Annotated in this window: 19 protein-coding genes and 1 pseudogene; 9 read left to right on the top strand and 11 right to left on the bottom strand. The window is 67.7% G+C overall.

Annotated features, from left to right (window positions below):
• Positions 1-17 precede the first annotated feature (17 nt).
• Complete coding sequence (glyS, locus tag WDM94_06430; GenBank protein ID MEJ0012261.1) at positions 18-2,249, top strand: glycine--tRNA ligase subunit beta; 2,232 nt, start codon at positions 18-20, stop codon at positions 2,247-2,249.
• A gap of 52 nt (positions 2,250-2,301) precedes the next feature.
• Positions 2,302-2,700 carry a hypothetical protein gene (locus tag WDM94_06435; GenBank protein MEJ0012262.1) on the top strand — a complete coding sequence of 133 codons (399 nt, stop codon included), beginning with the start codon at positions 2,302-2,304 and terminating at the stop codon, positions 2,698-2,700.
• A 122-nt stretch (positions 2,701-2,822) separates the two neighbouring features.
• Here the strand turns inward: WDM94_06435 and WDM94_06440 are convergent, their stop codons facing one another.
• Positions 2,823-3,215 carry a PRC-barrel domain-containing protein gene (locus WDM94_06440; protein ID MEJ0012263.1) on the bottom strand — a complete coding sequence of 131 codons (393 nt, stop codon included), beginning with the start codon at positions 3,213-3,215 and terminating at the stop codon, positions 2,823-2,825.
• A gap of 164 nt (positions 3,216-3,379) precedes the next feature.
• Here WDM94_06440 and WDM94_06445 point away from each other — a divergent pair, with 164 nt between their 5' ends.
• On the top strand, positions 3,380-3,544 hold the full coding sequence (locus tag WDM94_06445) for a DUF3096 domain-containing protein (GenBank protein MEJ0012264.1): 165 nt from the start codon (positions 3,380-3,382) through the stop codon (positions 3,542-3,544).
• On the opposite strand, the gene WDM94_06450 is transcribed toward WDM94_06445, so the two are convergent.
• Both WDM94_06450 and WDM94_06455 read right to left on the bottom strand, forming a co-directional pair.
• Complete coding sequence (locus WDM94_06450; GenBank protein ID MEJ0012265.1) at positions 3,541-4,533, bottom strand: MDR family oxidoreductase; 993 nt, start codon at positions 4,531-4,533, stop codon at positions 3,541-3,543. The genes WDM94_06445 and WDM94_06450 overlap by 4 nt on opposite strands.
• Before the next feature lie 109 nt (positions 4,534-4,642).
• Positions 4,643-5,899: an MFS transporter gene (locus tag WDM94_06455; GenBank protein ID MEJ0012266.1), complete on the bottom strand. Its 1,257-nt coding sequence runs from the start codon at positions 5,897-5,899 to the stop codon at positions 4,643-4,645.
• 219 nt (positions 5,900-6,118) lie between these two features.
• On the opposite strand from WDM94_06455, the gene nadA reads away from it, so the two are divergent.
• From nadA to nadC, 3 genes and pseudogenes are all read left to right on the top strand, one after another.
• Positions 6,119-7,186 carry a quinolinate synthase NadA gene (gene nadA, locus WDM94_06460; GenBank protein ID MEJ0012267.1) on the top strand — a complete coding sequence of 356 codons (1,068 nt, stop codon included), beginning with the start codon at positions 6,119-6,121 and terminating at the stop codon, positions 7,184-7,186.
• Positions 7,187-7,333: 147 nt separating this feature from the next.
• Positions 7,334-8,909 (top strand): annotated as a pseudogene (locus WDM94_06465) (L-aspartate oxidase).
• Entirely contained in the window at positions 8,906-9,751 is an 846-nt protein-coding gene (gene nadC / locus WDM94_06470) for a carboxylating nicotinate-nucleotide diphosphorylase (protein MEJ0012268.1), read from the top strand. The pseudogene WDM94_06465 and the gene nadC overlap by 4 nt, the downstream one beginning before the upstream one ends.
• A 9-nt stretch (positions 9,752-9,760) precedes the next feature.
• Here the strand turns inward: nadC and WDM94_06475 are convergent, their stop codons facing one another.
• Both WDM94_06475 and WDM94_06480 read right to left on the bottom strand, forming a co-directional pair.
• On the bottom strand, positions 9,761-9,994 hold the full coding sequence (locus WDM94_06475) for a hypothetical protein (GenBank protein ID MEJ0012269.1): 234 nt from the start codon (positions 9,992-9,994) through the stop codon (positions 9,761-9,763).
• Positions 9,995-10,245: 251 nt separating this feature from the next.
• Complete coding sequence (locus WDM94_06480) at positions 10,246-11,280, bottom strand: cell wall hydrolase (GenBank protein MEJ0012270.1); 1,035 nt, start codon at positions 11,278-11,280, stop codon at positions 10,246-10,248.
• A 482-nt stretch (positions 11,281-11,762) separates the two neighbouring features.
• Between WDM94_06480 and WDM94_06485 the strand changes: the two genes are divergently transcribed.
• Together WDM94_06485 and WDM94_06490 are read left to right on the top strand one after the other, a co-directional pair.
• Positions 11,763-12,221: a hypothetical protein gene (locus tag WDM94_06485; GenBank protein ID MEJ0012271.1), complete on the top strand. Its 459-nt coding sequence runs from the start codon at positions 11,763-11,765 to the stop codon at positions 12,219-12,221.
• 75 nt (positions 12,222-12,296) lie between these two features.
• On the top strand, positions 12,297-12,911 hold the full coding sequence (locus WDM94_06490; GenBank protein MEJ0012272.1) for a cyclic nucleotide-binding domain-containing protein: 615 nt from the start codon (positions 12,297-12,299) through the stop codon (positions 12,909-12,911).
• A gap of 191 nt (positions 12,912-13,102) precedes the next feature.
• Here the strand turns inward: WDM94_06490 and WDM94_06495 are convergent, their stop codons facing one another.
• Genes WDM94_06495 through WDM94_06510 form a run of 4 tightly spaced genes read right to left on the bottom strand, consistent with a single transcriptional unit; the run spans position 13,103 to position 16,117 of the window.
• Positions 13,103-14,056, bottom strand: a complete 954-nt coding sequence (locus WDM94_06495) for an NAD regulator (protein MEJ0012273.1) — start codon at positions 14,054-14,056, stop codon at positions 13,103-13,105.
• Positions 14,053-14,577, bottom strand: a complete 525-nt coding sequence (locus WDM94_06500; protein MEJ0012274.1) for a tyrosine phosphatase family protein — start codon at positions 14,575-14,577, stop codon at positions 14,053-14,055. The genes WDM94_06495 and WDM94_06500 overlap by 4 nt, the downstream gene beginning before the upstream one ends.
• Positions 14,578-14,624: 47 nt before the next feature.
• The gene (locus tag WDM94_06505; GenBank protein MEJ0012275.1) at positions 14,625-15,245 is read right to left on the bottom strand and encodes an HD family hydrolase; all 621 of its coding nucleotides are present in this window, start codon (positions 15,243-15,245) and stop codon (positions 14,625-14,627) included.
• Positions 15,245-16,117 carry a folate-binding protein gene (locus WDM94_06510; GenBank protein ID MEJ0012276.1) on the bottom strand — a complete coding sequence of 291 codons (873 nt, stop codon included), beginning with the start codon at positions 16,115-16,117 and terminating at the stop codon, positions 15,245-15,247. Before WDM94_06510 ends, WDM94_06505 begins: the two co-directional genes overlap by 1 nt.
• A gap of 73 nt (positions 16,118-16,190) precedes the next feature.
• On the opposite strand from WDM94_06510, the gene WDM94_06515 reads away from it, so the two are divergent.
• Positions 16,191-17,531 carry a dihydroorotase gene (locus WDM94_06515; protein MEJ0012277.1) on the top strand — a complete coding sequence of 447 codons (1,341 nt, stop codon included), beginning with the start codon at positions 16,191-16,193 and terminating at the stop codon, positions 17,529-17,531.
• A gap of 180 nt (positions 17,532-17,711) precedes the next feature.
• Here the strand turns inward: WDM94_06515 and WDM94_06520 are convergent, their stop codons facing one another.
• Together WDM94_06520 and WDM94_06525 are read right to left on the bottom strand one after the other, a co-directional pair.
• A complete protein-coding gene (locus WDM94_06520; GenBank protein MEJ0012278.1) occupies positions 17,712-18,410 on the bottom strand; it encodes a hypothetical protein in 699 nt (232 codons plus the stop codon).
• Positions 18,411-18,533: 123 nt separating this feature from the next.
• Complete coding sequence (locus WDM94_06525; protein MEJ0012279.1) at positions 18,534-18,803, bottom strand: hypothetical protein; 270 nt, start codon at positions 18,801-18,803, stop codon at positions 18,534-18,536.
• Positions 18,804-18,894: the final 91 nt, after the last annotated feature.

Here is an 18,894-nt window from a genome sequence, read left to right on the forward strand (position 1 = left end):
CGGGGCAGGAGGCGTTAATGCCTGACCTTCTGCTCGAACTCTTCTCCGAGGAGATCCCCGCCCGCATGCAGCGGAAAGCCGCGGCCGATCTGCAGAAGCTGGTGACCGACGCGCTGGTCGAGGCGGGGCTCACCTACGAGGGCGCCAAGGCCTTCGCCACGCCGCGCCGCCTGGCGCTGACCGTGCACGGCCTGCCCGCCCATTCGCCCGACCAGAAGGAAGAGACCAAGGGACCGCCGGTCGGCGCGCCCGACGCGGCGATCCAGGGCTTCCTGCGCAAGACCGGCCTCGCCTCGATCGGCGAGGCCAAGATCCAGAACGACAAGAAGAAGGGCGACTTCTACGTCGCCGTCGTCGAGAAGCACGGCCGCGCCGCCGAGGACGTCATCGCTGAGGTCGTGCCGAAGATCGTGCGCAGTTTCCCGTGGCCGAAGTCGATGCGCTGGGGCGCCTCCTCGGCCAGGCCCGGCAGCCTGACTTGGGTGCGCCCGCTGCACTCGATCCTCTGCCTCTTCGGCCCGGAGACTTCCGAAACCAAGATCGTGGAATTCGAGATCGACGGCATCCGCTCCGGCAACGTCACGCGCGGCCACCGCTTCCTCGCACCGGCGCCGATCACGGTGCGCCGCTTCGACGATTATCTGTCGAGCCTCGAGAAGGCGAGGGTGGTGCTCGACGCCGACCGCCGCAAACAGATGATCCTCGCCGACGCGCGCGACCGCGCGCTCGCCGCCGGCCTGACGCTGGTCGAGGACGAGGCGCTGCTCGAGGAAGTCGCCGGCCTCGTCGAATGGCCGGTGGTGCTGATGGGCAGCTTCGATCCGGCGTTCCTCGCGATCCCGCCGGAAGTCATCCGCACGACCATCCGCGCGAATCAGAAATGTTTTGTCCTTCGGGACGCGAATGGTGATCTGGCGCCGCGCTTCATCCTGGTCGCGAATATCGAGGCAAGCGACGGCGGCGAAGCCATCGTCGCCGGCAACGAACGCGTCATCCGCGCGCGACTGTCGGACGCGCGTTATTTCTGGGAAACCGACCTCAAGACGAAGCTCGAGGATCGGCTGCCGAAGCTCGACGCGATCGTGTTCCACGAGAGACTCGGAACGCAAGGCGAGCGCGTGCAGCGCATCGCGAAGCTGGCGAAGGAAATCGCGCCGCTGGTCGGCGCCGATCCGGCGAAGGCCGAGCGTGCTGCACGACTCGCCAAGGCCGATCTCGTCACCGAGATGGTCGGCGAGTTCCCCGAGCTGCAGGGGCTGATGGGCAAGTACTATGCGCAGGCCCAGAAGGAGGACGCGTCCGTCGCGATTGCGATCGAGGATCATTACAAGCCGCTCGGACCCAGCGATCGCGTGCCGACCGATCCCGTCGCTATCGCGGTCGCGCTGGCGGACAAAATTGACACGCTGGTTAGCTTCTGGGCAATGGACGAAAAACCCACGAGCAGTAAGGATCCCTATGCACTACGTCGCGCTGCTCTGGGAGCGATTAGAATCATCCTCGATCGTTCCCTCCGCGTGAAATTATTCTCGAGCGAGCTATGGAACGCGGCCGTCTACAATTCGGTATATTCACTGACGCAGGTTCATTCGAAGCAAACCATCGATAAGTCTCGCGCGTCGTTGCCGAGTTTCGTGTCTCGTTTGGGCCAAGAAGGCCTACAAGAGGCGTTGGTGGAGCAGATCAATCCGAAGGCATTTGGGGCACGCGCATCGGAAAATTTGCATGATCTGCCTTCCTTCTTCGCCGACCGCCTGAAAGTCCAGCTCCGCGAACAGGGCGCCCGTCATGATCTGGTGGACGCGGTCTTCGCCCTCGGCAACCAGGACGACCTGCTGCTGATCGTCCGCCGCGTCGAAGCCCTCGGAAAATTCCTGGAGACCGACGACGGCAAGAATCTCCTCGCCGGCTACAAGCGCGCCGCGAACATCCTGCGCGACGAGGAGAAGAAGTCCGGCGAATCTTTCGCCGGCTCCGTAAACGCCGCGCTGCTCGCCGAGCCGGAGGAAAAATCCCTCGACGTCGCGCTGGACGCCGCGGTGCCTGCCGCGACCGCGGCGGTGGCTAAGGAAGACTTCGCCGCCGCGATGACGGCGCTGGCGCAACTGCGCGCGCCGGTGGATGCCTTCTTCGGGAAGGTGCGCGTCAATGCCGACGACGCGGCGGTGCGCACCAATCGGCTGCGGCTGTTGAACCGGCTGCGCGAAGCGACGCTGGCCGTTGCGGACTTCTCAAAGATCGCCGGCTAGGTTATTCCGTCGCCGTTCCCGCCGAGTCTTTTTCACCCGAGGTCGCATTCCAATGAAGTTGCCGATCGGGCTCGCCCTGGCCGCGAGCGCCGCGCTGTTTTCTGTCGTCCCGGCTGAGGCCAAAAGCCCGCCGCAGTCGGTGCGCCTGCTTTACTTCATCGCCAACGACGAGCAGGTCGGCTATGTCGATTTCGCCAATCTTCACCGCAGCGGCAAAGTCATCCGCGGCTGGGCCTTGAATGTCTTTACGCCGGCTAAGACCCTCGACGGCGCGGACGAACCGGTCGGTTCGTATTGGGAAAATTTCGGCGGCGATTGCAAGGGCAACACCGTCTACAGCTACGGTATCGCGCTACTCGACGCCAACGACGCCATGCTCTTTGACGTCGATCCGAACACGAAGACCGTCAAGCGAGACGTCCGTCCGGGTTCATTCGATGAGCTTTGCTGAAGCGGATTTGCGCCAAGGGCGAGCCGACGGACGAACCGCCATTCAACAGCGTGAGCGATGCCGCAAACGCTGCGCGCACCGCTCAGGAACTGTTTGACGACGACGACGAATACTAGCGGCGATCAGAACCAGTAGGGCGTCGCGCCGTAATACTCGTAGATGTCCGCCATGCGCTCGCCCATGTCGAACTTCTCGTCGTTCATGAACTTCGGCGCTTCCTTGAGCTGATCGTCGGTGACGTTCACCTCGTAGCCGCCGAGCTTCTGGTTGAACGAGAGCAGCGACCATGGCAGCGGATAGGATTCCTGGCCGAGGCCGAGGAAGCCGCCGAAATTCATCACCGCATAGGCCGCCTGGCCGGTGCGCTTGTCGATCATGATGCGCACGATATGGCCGATCTTCTGGCCGGAGCTGCGGTAGACGCCGGTGCCCTGCACGCGGTCGCTGCCTATAAGGTCGTGCGGTTTCTCATCGCGCATGGCGATACCTTCGTAAGGTGCTTCGCTAATGCTCATGACTATCTCCTGTTCTTACAGGGAACGTCCGCCCTGCGAAAGATATAGGGCAAACGCCGCTCGCAAGAAGGAACGCGGAAGCCATGCCCGGCGTTCCATGGGGTGCATAATTCACGATGCACGCGAGTCGCGAATATCCGCGGCCGACCCCGGAGGCAACCCCCATGACCCTCGACATTCCGACGATCCAGCCGATCGTCGCCCTCATTGCCGGCATCCTCATCCTGCTGGCGCCGCGGCTGCTCAACTATATCGTCGCCATCTATCTCATCCTGGTCGGCGTATTCGGCCTCTGGCCGCACCTGCTCACCGGCACCGGCGCAACCTAGCCGATCGTCACCACGAGCCGCCCGCGCACCTTGCCGGCGACGATATCGTGCGCCGCCGGTATGAGTGCGTCGAAGCCGATCGCGGTCGTCATCCGCGCCAGCCTGCCGCGGTCGAGTTCGGCGGCAAGCCGCCGCCACGCCTCGACGCGGAGCGCGCGCGGCGCCCGCACCGACTCGATCCCGGCGAGCGTCACGCCGCGCAGGATGAACGGCGCCACGAACGCCGGCAGGTCCATGCCGCCGGCGTTGCCGCACGCGGCAACCGTGCCCCACTCGCGCGTCGCCGCCAGAAGATTGGCGAGCACCGCGCCGCCGACCGAGTCGATGCCGGCCGCCCAGCGTTCCCTGGCAAGCGGCTTCGGCGTGCCGGTGAGTTCGGCGCGATCGACGATTGTCCCGGCGCCGAGTTCGCGGAGGTATCCCGCCTCGTGCGGCCGCCCGGTCACCGCTTCGACCGTGTAGCCGCGTGACGCCAGCAGCGTCACCGCCATCGATCCAAGCCCGCCCGCCGCGCCGGTGACGACCACCGGCCCACGCGCCGGCATCACGCCGTTCTTCTCCAGCGCCATCACCGCCAGCATCGCAGTGTAGCCGGCGGTGCCGATCGCCATCGCCTCGGCGCCGGTGAGGCCGTCGGGCAGGGGGATCAGCCAGTCGCCGGCGACGCGCGCCATCTGGCTGTAGGCGCCGTAGTGCGTCTCGCCGATGCCCCAGCCGTTGAGCAGCACGCGGTCGCCTGCCTTCCACTCGGCCGAGCGCGAGGCGATCACCGCGCCGGCAAGATCGACACCGGGGATCATCGGAAAGCGGCGCACCACCGGCAGCTTGCCGGTGATGGCGAGGCCGTCCTTGTAGTTCACCGTCGAATATTCGACGCGGACGTCGACGTCGCCGGGCATCAGGTCGGCGGGCGTCAGCGTGGCGACGCCGACGCTCTGCGCCTTGGTCGCCCCGTCACGCGTGATCAGCAGCGCCTTGAAGGTGTCCATCGGCTCTCCGCTTTCCCCCGCGAAGGGGGGAATCCAGGTGGCAGAAGGCTACACGGACCGTGAGCCGGTGCGAACACCTTAGGTCCCCGCTTTCGCGGGGAAGCGAAGACTAATACCCGCCACCGGCGGGAGCCGCAGCCGTGTCGCCACCCCGTCCCACCGCCTTCTCGCTGATCGGGAAGTTGACCGCCGCGGCGAAGACGCCGAGCGCCACCGATATCCACCAGACGACGTCGTACGACCCGGTGCGGTCGTAGAGCACGCCGCCCAGCCACACCCCGAAGAACGACCCGACCTGGTGCGAAAAGAAGACGAAGCCGAACAGCGTCGCGAGATAGCGCGTACCGAACATCGCGACGACGAGCTGCTGCGTCGGCGGGATGGTCGACAGCCACATGAATCCCATCAGCGCGGAGAAGATCAGAACCGAGGGGATGCTCGGCGGGAGAAGGATGAACGCGGCGATCACCGCGGCGCGCGCGAGATAGAGCCACACCAGGATCATCCGCTTCTGCGCCACGCGGCCGGTGAGAAAGCCCGACGTGAACGCTCCGAAGATGTTGAACAGCCCGATCAGGCCGATGGCATAGGCGCCGTAGATCGCCGGGATGCCGATGTCGGAGAGATACGGCGGCAGGTGCACGGTGATGAACGCGATCTGGAAGCCGCAGACGAAGAAGCCGGCGACCAGCAGGCGGTAGGAGTTGTGGCCGAATGCCTCGCGCAGCGCCTCGATCATCGACTGCTCGCGCTGCCCGGCCGGCGCGCTGCTCGCCGGCTTGCCGCGCACGACGTAGGAAAGGAACGGAATGGCCAGCACCGTCAGCGCCATGAGGAGGAGCGCGGTGTGCCAGCCGTAGGCCGAAATGAATCCCTGGCCGAGCGGGGCGAAGATAAACTGCCCGACCGAGCCGGCGGCGGTGCCGATGCCGTAGCCGAGTGTCCGCGTCTCCTGCGGCAGCAGCCGCGCGAATGCCGCCAGCACGAGCAGGAAGGCAGAGCCGGCGATGCCGAGGCCGATGAGGACGCCGGCGGTGAATTGCAGCGCCAGCGGATCGGTGGTCACCGACATCAGCGCCAGTCCCAGCGCATAGAACAGCGCGCCGACGGAAAGCACGCGCGCCGTGCCGAACTTGTCGGCGACCATGCCGACGAACGGCTGGCCGATGCCCCACACCAGATTCTGCAGGGCGATGGCGAACGCGAAGGTCTCGCGGCTCCAGCCGTATTCCGACGTCATCGGCGTCAGGAAGAAGCCCATCGTCGAGCGCGGCCCGAACGACAGCACGGCGATGAGGGAGCCGGCGCCGAGGATGAGCGGAATCGAGCGGACGATCGCCGGCCGTGTCGTGTCTTGCGTCGCCATGTCGCGAATCCCTGTGGGAGCGAAGGAGGGATGATTTAGGGCGCAAGCGGCGCGCCGTCTGATGAAATGTGCTGATGCCAGCGTTGCATAAGAATCATGCTCGCTGCGTTGGAATTTTGCTCCGCGCGTGCTTATATCTTCGCAAGCCGGCCAGGTTCGAGCCGGTCTTTTTCAGCGTCGATATATACTCACGTTGAGTATATATTAGGAGGAGCGACGATGGGCACTCTCCACCAGGCGGAGAAGACGCGGGCACGCGAGGCGCGCGGGCGCTTTGCCGAATTGCCGATGCCTTCGCTGGAATACACCGACGAAGTCGCGCGCGAGACCGCGCACCTTTACGAGCGCGTCAAGGACGTGATCCCGGCCATCGAGTGGCCGGTGATGGCGCCGTACGTGAAGGCGATCAACGACCTCAAGAAACAGCGCAACGCCGTCATCCTGGCGCACAATTACCAGACGCCGGAAATCTTCCACTGCGTCGCCGATGTGAAGGGCGACTCGCTGCAGATCGCGATCGCTGCCGCGAAGAGCGACGCCGACATCATCGTCCAGTGCGGCGTGCACTTCATGGCCGAGACGTCCAAGCTGCTCAATCCCGACAAGCTGGTGCTCATCCCCGACACGCGCGCCGGCTGCTCCCTTGCCGCCTCGATCACAGGCGCCGATGTCCGCCTCATGCGCGAGCGCTATCCGGGCGTGCCGGTCGTCACCTACGTCAACACCTCCGCCGACGTGAAGGCCGAGAGCGACGTCTGCTGCACATCGTCCAACGCCGTCGAGGTGGTGGAGGCGATGGGCTCCGACCGCGTCATCTTCCTGCCGGATCAATATCTGGCGAAGTGGGTCGCCTCCCAGACCAAGGTGAAAATCATCGCCTGGCACGGCGCCTGCGAGGTCCACGAGCGTTTCACCGGTGCCGAGATCCGCGAGTACCGCGAGGCCAACCCGGGCATCCAGATTCTGGCCCACCCCGAGTGCCCGCCCGACGTCATTGCCGAGGCCGACTACACCGGCTCCACGTCGAAGATGACCAACTGGGTGCTGAAGAACCGCCCGGCCAAGGTGCTGCTGGTCACGGAATGCTCGATGGCGTCGAACATTGCGGCCGAGGCGCCGGGCATCGACTTCATCAAGCCGTGCAACCTCTGCCCGCACATGAAGCGCATCACGCTGCCGAAGATCCTCGACAGCCTCGTCTACTTGAAAGACGAGGTCGTCGTCGACCCACTCGTCGCCGTCAAGGCACGCGCGGCGGTTGAGCGGATGATCAATTTGAAGAGCTGACCCAGTTTTCTTGGATAGGGCGAGGCGCGGCCCACGCCTTTTCCGCTTTCCCCGCGAAGGCGGGGACCCAGGTAGTGAGATGAATCGCAGCAGCCAAGATCAACGCGGCACCTGGATCCCCGCCTTCGCGGGGAAAGCGGTGAGGGTATGACAGAGACAGGTTCAACGACCTTCCCGACCGACGACGTCATCATCGTCGGCGGCGGCCTCGCCGGCCTGTTCACCGCGCTGCGCCTGGCGCCGCGCCCGGTGACGGTGCTGACCGGCACGCCCGTCGGCCGCGGCGGCTCCTCGTCGATGGCGCAGGGCGGCATCGCCGCTGCTATGGCGCCCGGCGACACCATCGAGAAGCACCTCGCCGATACGGTCGCTGCCGGCGACGGCATCGTCGACGAGAAGATCGCCGGCATCATGGTCGCCGATGCGCCGGCGCGCGTGCACGACCTGCTCGAATACGGCGTCCCGTTCGACCGCGACCTCGAGGGCCGCCTCGCCATGTCGCGCGAGGCCGCGCACCTCCGAGCGCCGCGTCGTCCACGTCAAGGGCGACATGGCCGGCGCCGCGATCATGCAGGCGCTGGGCGTGGCCATCCGCAACACGCCGTCGATCCGCCTGGTCGAGGGTTACATCGGCGAGGCGCTGATGAAGCGTGGCGACCGCGTCGTGGGCATCGTCGCGCGTCCCGTCGGCGGCGGGCCGGCGGTGGAGTTTCCGTCGCGCGGCATCGTGCTTGCCTCGGGCGGCGTCGGCCACGTCTTCGCCGTCTCGACCAACCCGCCGGAATCCGAAGGCGGCGGCCTCGGCATGGCCGCGCGTGCCGGCGCGGTGATCGCGGACGCCGAATTCGTGCAGTTTCATCCGACCCGCGCTCGACGTCGGTCGCGATCCCGCGCCGCTGGCGAGCGAGGCGCTGCGCGGCGAGGGCGCGCTGCTGATCAACCGCGCCGGCGAGCGGTTCATGGTCGGCATTCACCCGCTGGCCGAGCTCGCGCCGCGCGACGTCGTCGCCCGCGCCGTGCACAACGAGGTCGTGTCCGGCCGCGGCGCCTTCCTCGACACGCGCCAGGCGATCGGCGCCGAGATCGCCGAAAAATTCCCGACCGTCTACCGCTATTGCATCGACGCCGGCATCGACCCGATAACGCAGCCGATGCCGATCGCGCCGGCCGAGCACTACCACATGGGCGGCGTGCTCACCGACGCCGACGGCCGCACCACGCTTGACGGCCTGTGGGCCTGCGGCGAGACCGCGTCCCACCGGCGTCCACGGCGCCAATCGTCTGGCGTCGAACTCGCTGCTCGAGGCGGTCGCCTTCGCCGCCCCGCGTTGCCACCGACGTCGCCGCGCACCTGCGGCAGGCCAAGCTGATGGAGGCACACGTCCTGCCTCCCGACAACGCGCCGACGCCGGAGACGGGCGAGGTCGCGCTGCTCCGCCGCACCATGTCCGACGACGTCGGCGTCGTCCGCAACCGCGCCGGCATGGAGCGCGCGCTCGCCGTCATCGCGACGCTGGAGCGCAAGACCAAGTCGCCCCGTTTCCGCAATTCGCTCACCGCCGCGCGCATGATCGCCGCCGGCGCGCTGAACCGGACGGAAAGCCGCGGCGGCCATTATCGCAGCGACTACCCCGAGCCCGATCCCGCCTGGCAGCATCGCACCTTCATGACGCTGGCCGAAGCCGAGGCGATCGGCGCGACGCCGGAACCGGTCGCGGGATGATCCCGAAGCTCGACCCGGCGCTGGTCGAGACGGCGGTCCGTGCCGCGCTCGCCGAGGACCTGGGCACCGCCGGCGATATCACGTCGGCGGCGACAGTTCCCGTCGCCGCGACAGCGACCGCCACCTTCGGCGCGCGCAAGGCCGGCGTCCTCGCCGGCCTGCCGCTCGCCGAGGCCGCATTCCGCGCCGTCGATCCATCGCTGAAGTTCGAGTACGCGCTCCACGACGGCGACAGGATCGCCGCCGGCGCGGTTGCGGCCCGCGTCGCCGGCAACGCCCGCGCCGTGCTCGCCGGTGAGCGCGTCGCCCTCAACTATCTCTGCCAGCTCTCCGGCATCGCCACCGCGACCGCAGCCCTGGTCGCCGCAGTGAAGCACACGCACGCCGTGATCCTCGACACGCGCAAGACGACGCCCGGCCTCCGCATGTTCGAGAAATACGCGGTCGCCTGCGGCGGCGGACAGAACCACCGCCTCGGCCTCTACGACGCGATCCTGATCAAGGACAACCACATCGCGGTCGCCGGCGGTGTCGCGGAAGCGGTGCGCCGGGCGCGCGCCCACGCGCCGAACGTGAAGCTGGAAGTGGAGGTCGCCTCGCTCGCCGAGCTCGATCAGGCGATGGCCGGGCATCCGGACATCGTGATGCTCGACAACATGACGCTGGCCGACATGCGCGAGGCCGTCGCGCGCGTTGCCGGGCGCGCCAAGCTGGAGGCGTCCGGCAACGTCACGCTGGAAACTATCCGCCCAATCGCCGAGACAGGCGTCGACTATATTTCCTCAGGTTGGATAACTCATTCCGCGCCAGCGCTAGATCTCGGGCTAGACGTGGTGATCTGACCGCTTTGACTATGGGGTAGGCGGCGCCCCGGCTCCGAAAAAAGCAAAGTAGACCACGGCGAACGCGGCGACGACGCCGACGATGCCGAAGCCCAGCACATAGCGGACGTTATGGTGCGTGGCGGCGCCGCGCGCCTCGTTCGGCTCCAGCGCCGGCGCAATGCCGCCGGCCATCGCGGGCGGCGGCGAGGGCGCTTCGTCGGTCTTGTCCTTGTAGTCCGGGGCGCGATCGGTGCTGCTCATGGTCCGTCCTCCTGGGAAGGCTAGGGACCGGATAACCGCTGGGCGACGGCAATTGTTCCGCCCGTTCGCCCCCTCGTTGGTGAACACACCCTCGTCACCCCGGCGAAAGCCGGGGTCCAGCGACGCCGGATCCACAGGCAACGAGTGTTTGGAAAACCCTCCGCGCAGGATTCCGCACTTCGCCGGAGTGACGGCCGAGGGGATGTGAAGGCGGTGGCAGTCGATGGTGCTCGCGCCGAACAGCCGAACGATCAGCTCCAGCCGCCGTTCTTGGTCTTATAGAAGACGTGCCGGCCGATCTTCTGCATCTTTTTCATGCCCTGCGCCCAGCGCGGCTTGACGTAGGTCGCGTGGTAGTGGGTCGAGGCGCCGACGTCGGCGAGATAGAGGTTACGGTCGTCGTTGATCACGCGCCGGGCCAGTTGCTGGCTGGAAATCCAGGACTGCTTGTCGGCGATCCGGTCGGCGATGCCGTCGCAGGCGAAGGAGAACTGGCAGCGGTTGCGCTTGTTCTTGTTCTGGTAGACCACGTCGCAGATGGTCTTCGGGTAGGCCGGATTCTTGAGCCGGTTGAGCACGACCTGGGCGACCGCGATCTGGCCCTTCTCGGCCTCGCCGCGCGCCTCGAAATAGATGGCGGTGGCGAGGCACTTCACTTCGCTCGCCGCGCGCGCGTTTACGGGGATCGGATCGTTGACCCAGGCGTGCGCCGCATCGATGGTCGGGTCGAGCAGCGCGTTCTTGACCTTGTCGCCCATCACCGCCTCGAACGGCTTCTCGATGGCGTCGGAGGCGTCAGGCCCGGCGTAGGCGAGCAGCACCGGCGGCGGCGCCAAAGTAGCCGCAACCACCGCCGGCTTCGGCACCGGCGGAGCGACGATCGCCGCGGCGGCGACCGACGCCGTGACCGGCTTCGGCCTCGCCACCGGCGTAGGAACCGCAGCAGCGGCGAACACCGCCCGCTTGGCGGTAACCGCAACTGCCGCCGTGGCGACATTCGCCTCGGGCAGCAGGAACGCCGTGCGCATCTCGGTGGCGCCGCCGGCGGCCGGCGCGAAAAGGCTGGCGGTGGAAATGAAGCCCGAGGTCAGCGCCCGCTTCGGTGGCGCGATCATGTCGGTCTTGGCGATGCGGTTGACGTCGTTGACGGCGAGCAGCGTCGCCGGCGCGATGGATGCGGTCGGTGTGATGTCGATGGCGGCGGCCACGTCGCTTGCCGCGACGTCGTGGCGCGACAGCATGGCGGTGCCCGCAACGACGGCCAGCACGGCGCAGAGCGCACGCACGGACCACGCCTTGCGACGGAATCGCTTCCGCTTAGTCCCCCGTACGACCACGCACTACTCCACGCAACACTGACACCCGTGGGTCGCTTCGATCCGTCCGCTAAGCGGACCTCGGCAACGCCGCCCCGAAGACGTCAGTGATGCGGGATTAACCTTGAGGTCAGGTTAATGCCGGCAAACCGCCGCCCCCTCGTTCACCGGACATTGACGGTTCCGAATCGGGCTGTAACGGGGAGCGGGCATGGCTATCCCAAGGAAACATCCGGCTGTCCCCAGTCCAATCATGGCAGGGGAAAACCGGAGGAATTGGGCTTGGGCTGGGAGGAACCCACTTGCGTGTGGCGGATGTGACCCACGTCATCACGCCGACAGGCGGAATCGGCCATGTTCCGCCCGCTTCGTCCGGCCTAGCCCGCGGTCACATTGTCGCGGTATTCTCCGGACGGGGGTTGTAACAAAAGCCCACCAACCGAGGTTCTCCGATGAGACGCCTAGTTCTTTCCCTTGCCGTGGCCATTGGCGCCATGTTCTCCGTGGCCGGCATTGCCGCCGCCGCGACTGCCGACCAGGAAGCCGCTTTCGTGGCCGCCTATAAAACCGCCTTCGAAGCCAAGGACGCTGCCGCGCTGCAGGCGCTGCTCTATTCCGGCGGCGACCCGATGGCGATGGACTTCTACGGCCAGATGATGACCGCCGAGATGGCCGACGGCACGCTGACGTCGATCGAGCTGAAGGACCTTAGTCCGGACGATGTGGCCGCGGCCGCGACCGTCCAGGACATGCCCTCCGGCAAGATGCAGCTCCTGCCCAAGCCCTACAAGAAGCTTGTGCTGAAGATCGACACCAAGACCGCCGACACGACCGCTTCGAGCAATAGCGAGGTCTATGTCGCGGAAGATGGCGGCAAGATCGTCATCGCGGTTCCCGCGCCGGCGAAATAGCCGACGCGACGAAATCGGCGCCGGCGGCACTCCGCCGGTGCCGCTCTTCTTTCTGGCTGAGGGGCGACGACGAGAATGACGACTGCCGATGTCATCGGGCTGATTGCGCTGCTGCTGTTGCTGGCCAGCGCCTGGATGAAGACGATCCTCTGGCTGCGCGCGCTCGCCATCGCCTCCAATCTCGTGCTCGTCGTCTACGCCCTGCTCACCGAGCAGTATCCGCTGGCGATGCTGGCGCTCGTCATCCTCGCCGTGAACGCCTGGCGCCTCTACGAGGTGCGCATGCTGGGCACCGCCACCCGCGGCGCCACGGCCGCCAGCGCCGCGCCGGTCACGATGGATTGGCTGCTTCCCTACATGCGCACATTGGCGCTGCCCTCCGGCGCCGTCGTCTTCCACAAGGGCGCCGAGGCCGACGCGATGTACTTCGTCTCGCACGGCCGCGTCCGCTTCGACGAACTGGGCGTCGAGATGGGCAAGGGCGCGCTCTTCGGCGAGATCGGCATCTTCTCCTACGACAAGCGCCGCACCGCCACCGCCAAGACCCTGGAGGACACCTCGCTCCTGGTCATCAGCGCCGACAAGGTGCGCGAGCTCTACTACCAGAACCCGGATTTCGGCTTCTTCATCGTCGACCTGATCACGCGCCGCCTGATCGAGGACGCCGCCGCGGGCACGCTGAAGCCGTAGCGTCGCATTCCCTCGCTGTAGGACCGCGCATCCCCTCACTGTCGTCCCCGCGCAGGCGGGGACCCAGTACACGTAGAAAGATGTTGGGTCGCTCGATATCACCGCGCGGAGCAACGGCCGCCGGTGTCTACTGGGTCCCCGCTTGCGCGGGGACGACATCGAGCATGCGGGGTCGACAAGTTTGGGTAAGGCTACCCCCGCCCGCCCAGCCGAAACCCCGGCGCCGGCCGCTCCTTCAGAATATCGCGCCGGAAGCGGAACATAGCGGCTGGCCGCCCGCGCGGCCGTTGCATCGTCGCGCCGGTCGGTTCGACCAGTGCCGCGCCTTCCACGAGGCGACGGAAATTCTGCTTGTGCAGGTGTCGGCCCGAGATCGCTTCGACCGTCACCTGCAGCTCGGTCAGCGTGAATTCGTCGGCCATCAGCTCGAACACCACTGGCCGGTATTTGAGCTTGGCCCGCAGCCGCGAGATGGCGGTGGCCAGAATCCGCCGGTGGTCGAAGCGCATCGCCGCGCCCGCGGCGGCGGTCGGTTTGGCGATCCGCCCGTCGCGCGCCGCCTCGGCCACCATGCCGGCTTCGTAGAGCAGTTCGTAGCGGTCGAGAGCGCGCTCCTCATCCCACGGCGCGCCCTCGATGCCGAAGGCGAGCCGCACGCGTTCGCGCCGGCCGAGCGGCTTGCCGTCGCTTTTGTCGCCGCCGTCTTTCACCCAGCGCCCCAGCGCCGGCAGCAGCGTCTCGTCGAGCATCGCCGGCCGGCCGTCGCGCCAGTCCTCCCACGGGAAGAAATCGTACCAGTGGCGCCAGGTCGCGCCGGCGCGCGCCAGCGCGTCCGACGGCTCGTCGTCGATACGCGTCAACGCGAGGTAGCCGACCGAGACCAGATGCGGGCCGACGTCGCCCGGCAGCGAATGCCGCCCGCGGTCGCCGAAGGTGTAGAGCTGCTCGGCGTAGCCCAGCTTCAGCGCCGTCTGCTCCGCCACCCAGTCGCGGAGACCCGCCTCGAAGGTGCGGTGCGAGAGCGGATCGAACGGACCGAAGGGCAGGGTGTCGCCCGCGACGACGAGGATCAGCGGCTGGCCGTCGGCGACCGCGACGATCGCCGCGTTGAGCCCGATCTCGATCGGCCGCGGCGCGGTCGTCATCCGCTACCGCCGGATAGCGGCAGGATGAACGGTACGCCCTCGACCGCCTCCTCGCCGCGGCCGATCTCGGCGATCGCCGCGATCATGCGGCCGTCGCGTCCGAGCAGCGCATCGGCAAGCGCCACCAGCCGCGCGTTCGGCGTGGCGAAGCGCGAGGCGGCGCGCAGCCGCTGCGCGATCTCGCGCTCGTCGCGTTCGGGGCGCGTCGCGCAGAGCGTGATGTAGGCGGCGGCGGTCGACCGGCTGATGCCGGCGTAGCAGTGGACCACCATCGGCTGTGTCCGGTCCCACCCGCCGGCAAAATCGATGACGCGGCGCACATGCTCCGCGCCGGGCAGCACCAACCCATCCTGCGCCTCTACGATATCGTTGATGCCGACGAACAGGTGGTTCGCTTCGGCGATCGTTTCGGGCCGCACGACCGGTGTGCCGGTGTTGATGAGACTCATGAGATGGCTGGCGCGGGTCGAGGCGACGGTGGCGGCGACTTGCGACAGCGAACAGACGTATACGGCGGGCATGGCGGTTCCTTCGGGCGAGCGGAATGTATGTCGCCCGCCCGCCGGCGTCACGCCTCCTTCGCCGCCGCCTTCTCGATCTCGGCAAATCGCTTGAGGAATCGCTTCTCCGCTGCCGGCGCCGGCCAGGGGTCGAGGTCGAGCGCCGACCCGTCGACCCCCTCCGGCCGCCCGAAGAAGCGCAGCGCCTCGGCCGCGCCGAAACCGGCGAGCCGCACCGCCTCGTGGTAGGCGGAGATGCGGTCCGCCGCCTTGACCGCCGCGGTCAGCTTCGCCGGCAGCACGGCCGGCAGCCCGAAACGCAGATGGATCGCCGACAGGAGCCGCGCCTCGACGGCGCGATATTCGCCGCCGAGCAGTACCTTGAACGGCGAGATGAGGTCGCCGATCACGTATTCCGGCGCGTCGTGCAGCATCACCGCCAGCCGCCCGCGCGCGCCAATCTCCGGCGACACCTGCACCGCGATCTCGTCGACGATCAGCGTGTGCTGCGCCACCGAGAAGGCATGCGCCCCGGTCGTCTGCCCGTTCCAGCGCGCGACGCGCGCGAGGCCGTGCGCAATGTCGTCGATCTCGACGTCGAGCGGCGACGGGTCGATGAGGTCGAGCCGCCGCCCCGACAGCATGCGCTGCCAGGCACGCGGATCGCCGGGGACCGCTTTCTTCGCCATCAGTCGTCCGCCGCGACCGCGACCGGCCACGTGAATTTCGCCCACGGTGGGATGGTCAGCGTCAGCGGCACACCGCCGGCGCTGAGCGGAGCGCCGGCGTCGGTGGCTTCCTTCGCCCGGTCGAGCCGTACGAGCGCCAGCCCGGCATCGCCGGACGACGAGCCGAGCGTGCCGATGGCGCGTTCGCCGGCGGTGACCGGCGTTCCGATCGCGGGCAGGGCGCCTGCGCCCGTCGCCAGCACGAACCGACGGCGCGCAGTGCCGCGATGCTCCATGCGCGACACGACCTCCTGCCCGACGTAGCAGCCCTTGGTGAAATCGACGCCGCGCAACTGGTCCATGTCGGCGTCGTGCGGGAAGGCGTCGCCGAAGGCAAAGTCGATGCCGCCTTCCGGCACGCCCAGCGCGACACGGTGCGCGTCGTATTCGGCCTCCGTCGCCTCGGCGAAATCCGGCGCCATGTCCGCGCCGGCCGGGACGATGGCGCGGTAGCCGATGGCCGTCAGCCGCGGGTCCGGCGCAACCGGCCCGTCGAGGATCGGCGCACCGTTACCCCATGCCGCAACTGCGATGCGCTCCGCCGACAGGTCCGCGATCTCGACCCTTGCCCGGAGGCGATAGAACCCGAGCCGCCTGGCGAAATCCGCCGCCAGCGCCCGCGGCAGGTCGAACAGGAACCGCTCGCCCTCGCGGAAGATGATTGCGTCGAACAGAATCTTCCCCTGCGGCGTGAGCAGGCCGCCATAGGCGGCGGTGCCGGCCGCCTTCGGCATATCGGCCGTGATCAGGTCGTTGAGAAATTTTTCCGCGTCTTCCCCGCCGACGGCGACGACGCCGCGTCGCGGAAGTTCGGCGATCCTGCCGTCAGCCATCGTGCCTCGAGCCTTGCAACATGCCTCCGGCTTACGTAAGCGGGAGCCGGTTTCAGGGCAAGGATATAGGGCGTTGCCACAGACCTACGACCGCGTCTTCAGGAACGGCACCGTCGTCAACCACGACGGGGTCGGCAAACGCGACGTCGGCGTCAAGGACGGCAAGATCGCAGCGCTGGGCACCATCGACCCCACCCAGGCCGGCGAGGTTATCGACTGCACCGGCCTGCACATCCTGCCGGGCGTCATCGACACGCAGGTGCATTTCCGCGAGCCCGGCGCCACCCACAAGGAAGACCTGGAGACCGGGTCGCGCGCCGCCGTCATGGGCGGCGTCACCGCCGTCTTCGAGATGCCGAACACCAATCCGCTGACCGTGAGCGAAGAGGCGCTGGCCGACAAGGTCGCCCGCGCCACCGGCCGCATGCACTGCGACTTCGCCTTCTTCGTCGGCGGCACGCACCTCAACGCGCCGCATGTGGCGGAGCTCGAGCGGCTGCCGGCCGCCGCCGGCATGAAGATTTTCATGGGCTCATCGACCGGAGACCTGCTGGTCGGCGACGATGAGGGCCTGCGCTCGATCCTCGCTAACGTCCGCCGCCGCGTCTCGGTCCACTCCGAGGACGAGCCGCGCCTCCGCGATCGGCTCGCCGAGCGCATCAAGGGCGATCCGTCGTCGCATCACGTCTGGCGCGACGTCACCGCCGCGCTCCGCGCCACGCGCCGGCTGCTGCGCATCGCGCGCGAGGAGGGCGCCCGCGTCCACGTGCTGCACATCTCCACCGCCGAGGAGATTGAATATCTCCGCGCCGAGAAAGATGTCGCCTCGATCGAGGTGACGCCGCAGCACCTGACCCTCGACGCTTCGTCCTATTTCCTGCTTGGCACCCGCCTGCAGATGAACCCGCCGGTCCGCGAGGCGCGCCACCGCGATCGCTTGTGGCAGGCGGTCGCCGATGGCACCGCCGACATCCTCGGCTCGGACCACGCGCCGCATACGCTGGAGGAGAAGGCCAAGCCCTACCCGGAGTCTCCGTCCGGCATGCCAGGCGTGCAGACGCTGGTGGCTGTGATGCTGAATCACGTCGCCCAGCGCCGCCTGTCGATCGAGCGGTTCGTGGACATGACGAGCCATGGGCCCGCGCGCCTGTTCCAGATCGCCGGCAAGGGCCGCATCGCCGCCGGCTACGACGCCGACCTGACCGTGGTCGATCTCAAGCGGCGCGAGCAGATCACAGACGCGATGATGGCCAGCCGCGCCGGCTGGACGCCGTACGACGGCGAGACGGTCACCGGCTGGCCGGTCGGCACGGTGATCCGCGGCCGCCGCGTGATGTGGGAAGGGGCGCTGGTCGTGCCGTCAAGCGGCAGGCCGGTGCGTTTTTCCGAGGCGCTGCCGAAGGCGCGAAGCTAGGCGTCGCGCGACCGCTCCTCCCCTCTGCTGTCATCCTTCGGCGGCGCGAAGCGCCGACCGGAGGACCAGCTTCAGCGCACGCAACTTTCGGCAGCGCGAGCCTTGCGGGGTCCTCCGGTCGAGGCCTTCGGCCTCGCCGAAGGATGACAGCAGGGGGGATGACGGATGGCCCGCGGGGTCTCAGTCCCCAGACGTGAAAAACTGCCACTGCCCGTCCGGCGAAATCCCGGCGCGGAAATAGTCGTAGACCCCGTTCGACAGCATGTCCTCGTAGTCGCCGGCGTAGACCAGCTTGAAGAGCTGCACGAGCTGCGGCGGCGACAGCTTGTCGATCGGGTAGCGCGCGAAGTACGGCCAGAGATAGACCTCGTCCGGCGTGCCGACGTCGACATGGACGTAGCCGGCTTCAAGCACCTCGATCAGGATCGCCAGGATCTCGCGGCCCTCGGCGTCGCCCGACTGCAGCTTGAGGTAACCGATCGGGTCGCCGGTGTCGCTCGGCCCGAAATCCGGCGGCTCGTCCTGCGCGTCGATGATGGTGCGGAGCTTTTCCGGGTCGCCGGTCGTCGCCGCCGCGATGATCTGCTCGCGCAACCGCTGCACGGGCAGTGGCAATTTGCTGAAATCGTACTCGACCTGCGGGATCTCGGTGGGTGCATTGGGCGCCGCCGTGTCGTCCGCCGGCGCGCCGGTATCCGGCGCACTGTCGTCGGGCGTCGCGTTCATGTCCGGCGCCGGGTCCGCCGGCACCACGGTGTTGTCGCCTGTGCTGTCGGGCACGGTGATCGTTTCGGTCGGCACCGCGGCGCCGAAGGATGGCGTCGCGGCCGGCGCGACGGCCAGCATCAGTCCGATCAGCGACCAGCGAAGCACGCGCATGCGGGAATGCCCCAGAGGGCCGGCCGCCCGGTCGCGGTCCCTCACGCCAATAGTCTAGGGCATCGCCGCCGGCCTAACTATGGCCGCGGGCGCAAATCCGTGGAAAAAGCCGGTGCCGGCTGACTACTGGATGGTCCGCTCGTCGACCGTGAATTCCCGGGCGCGGATACGCTTGGGCAGAGTCTTGGCGAGTTCCGCCACCGGCTCCTCGCCGTAGGTGGCGATAAGGTCGCAGAGCGCGGTGAACAGCGCCGCATGCGCCAGGATTTCCGAATCGACGCCCTCGGCGAGCGCGCCGTCCCAGGCTTCGCCGAGATAGGCGAGCGCCACGCGCTTCTTCTCCGCGATCGTGAGTGTGCTCTCGGCCGCGATCGTCTCGTCTACCGCTGTCATTTGTTTGGTGTCCTTGAACAGGTGCGGTGGCGAGCGGCGCCAACAGGGTTAACGATCGTCAAGGTATCACGGGTTTCCTGCTCCTGCAGCC

The sequence above is a fragment of the Bauldia sp. genome (assembly GCA_037200845.1).
Lineage (GTDB): Bacteria > Pseudomonadota > Alphaproteobacteria > Rhizobiales > Kaistiaceae > DASZQY01.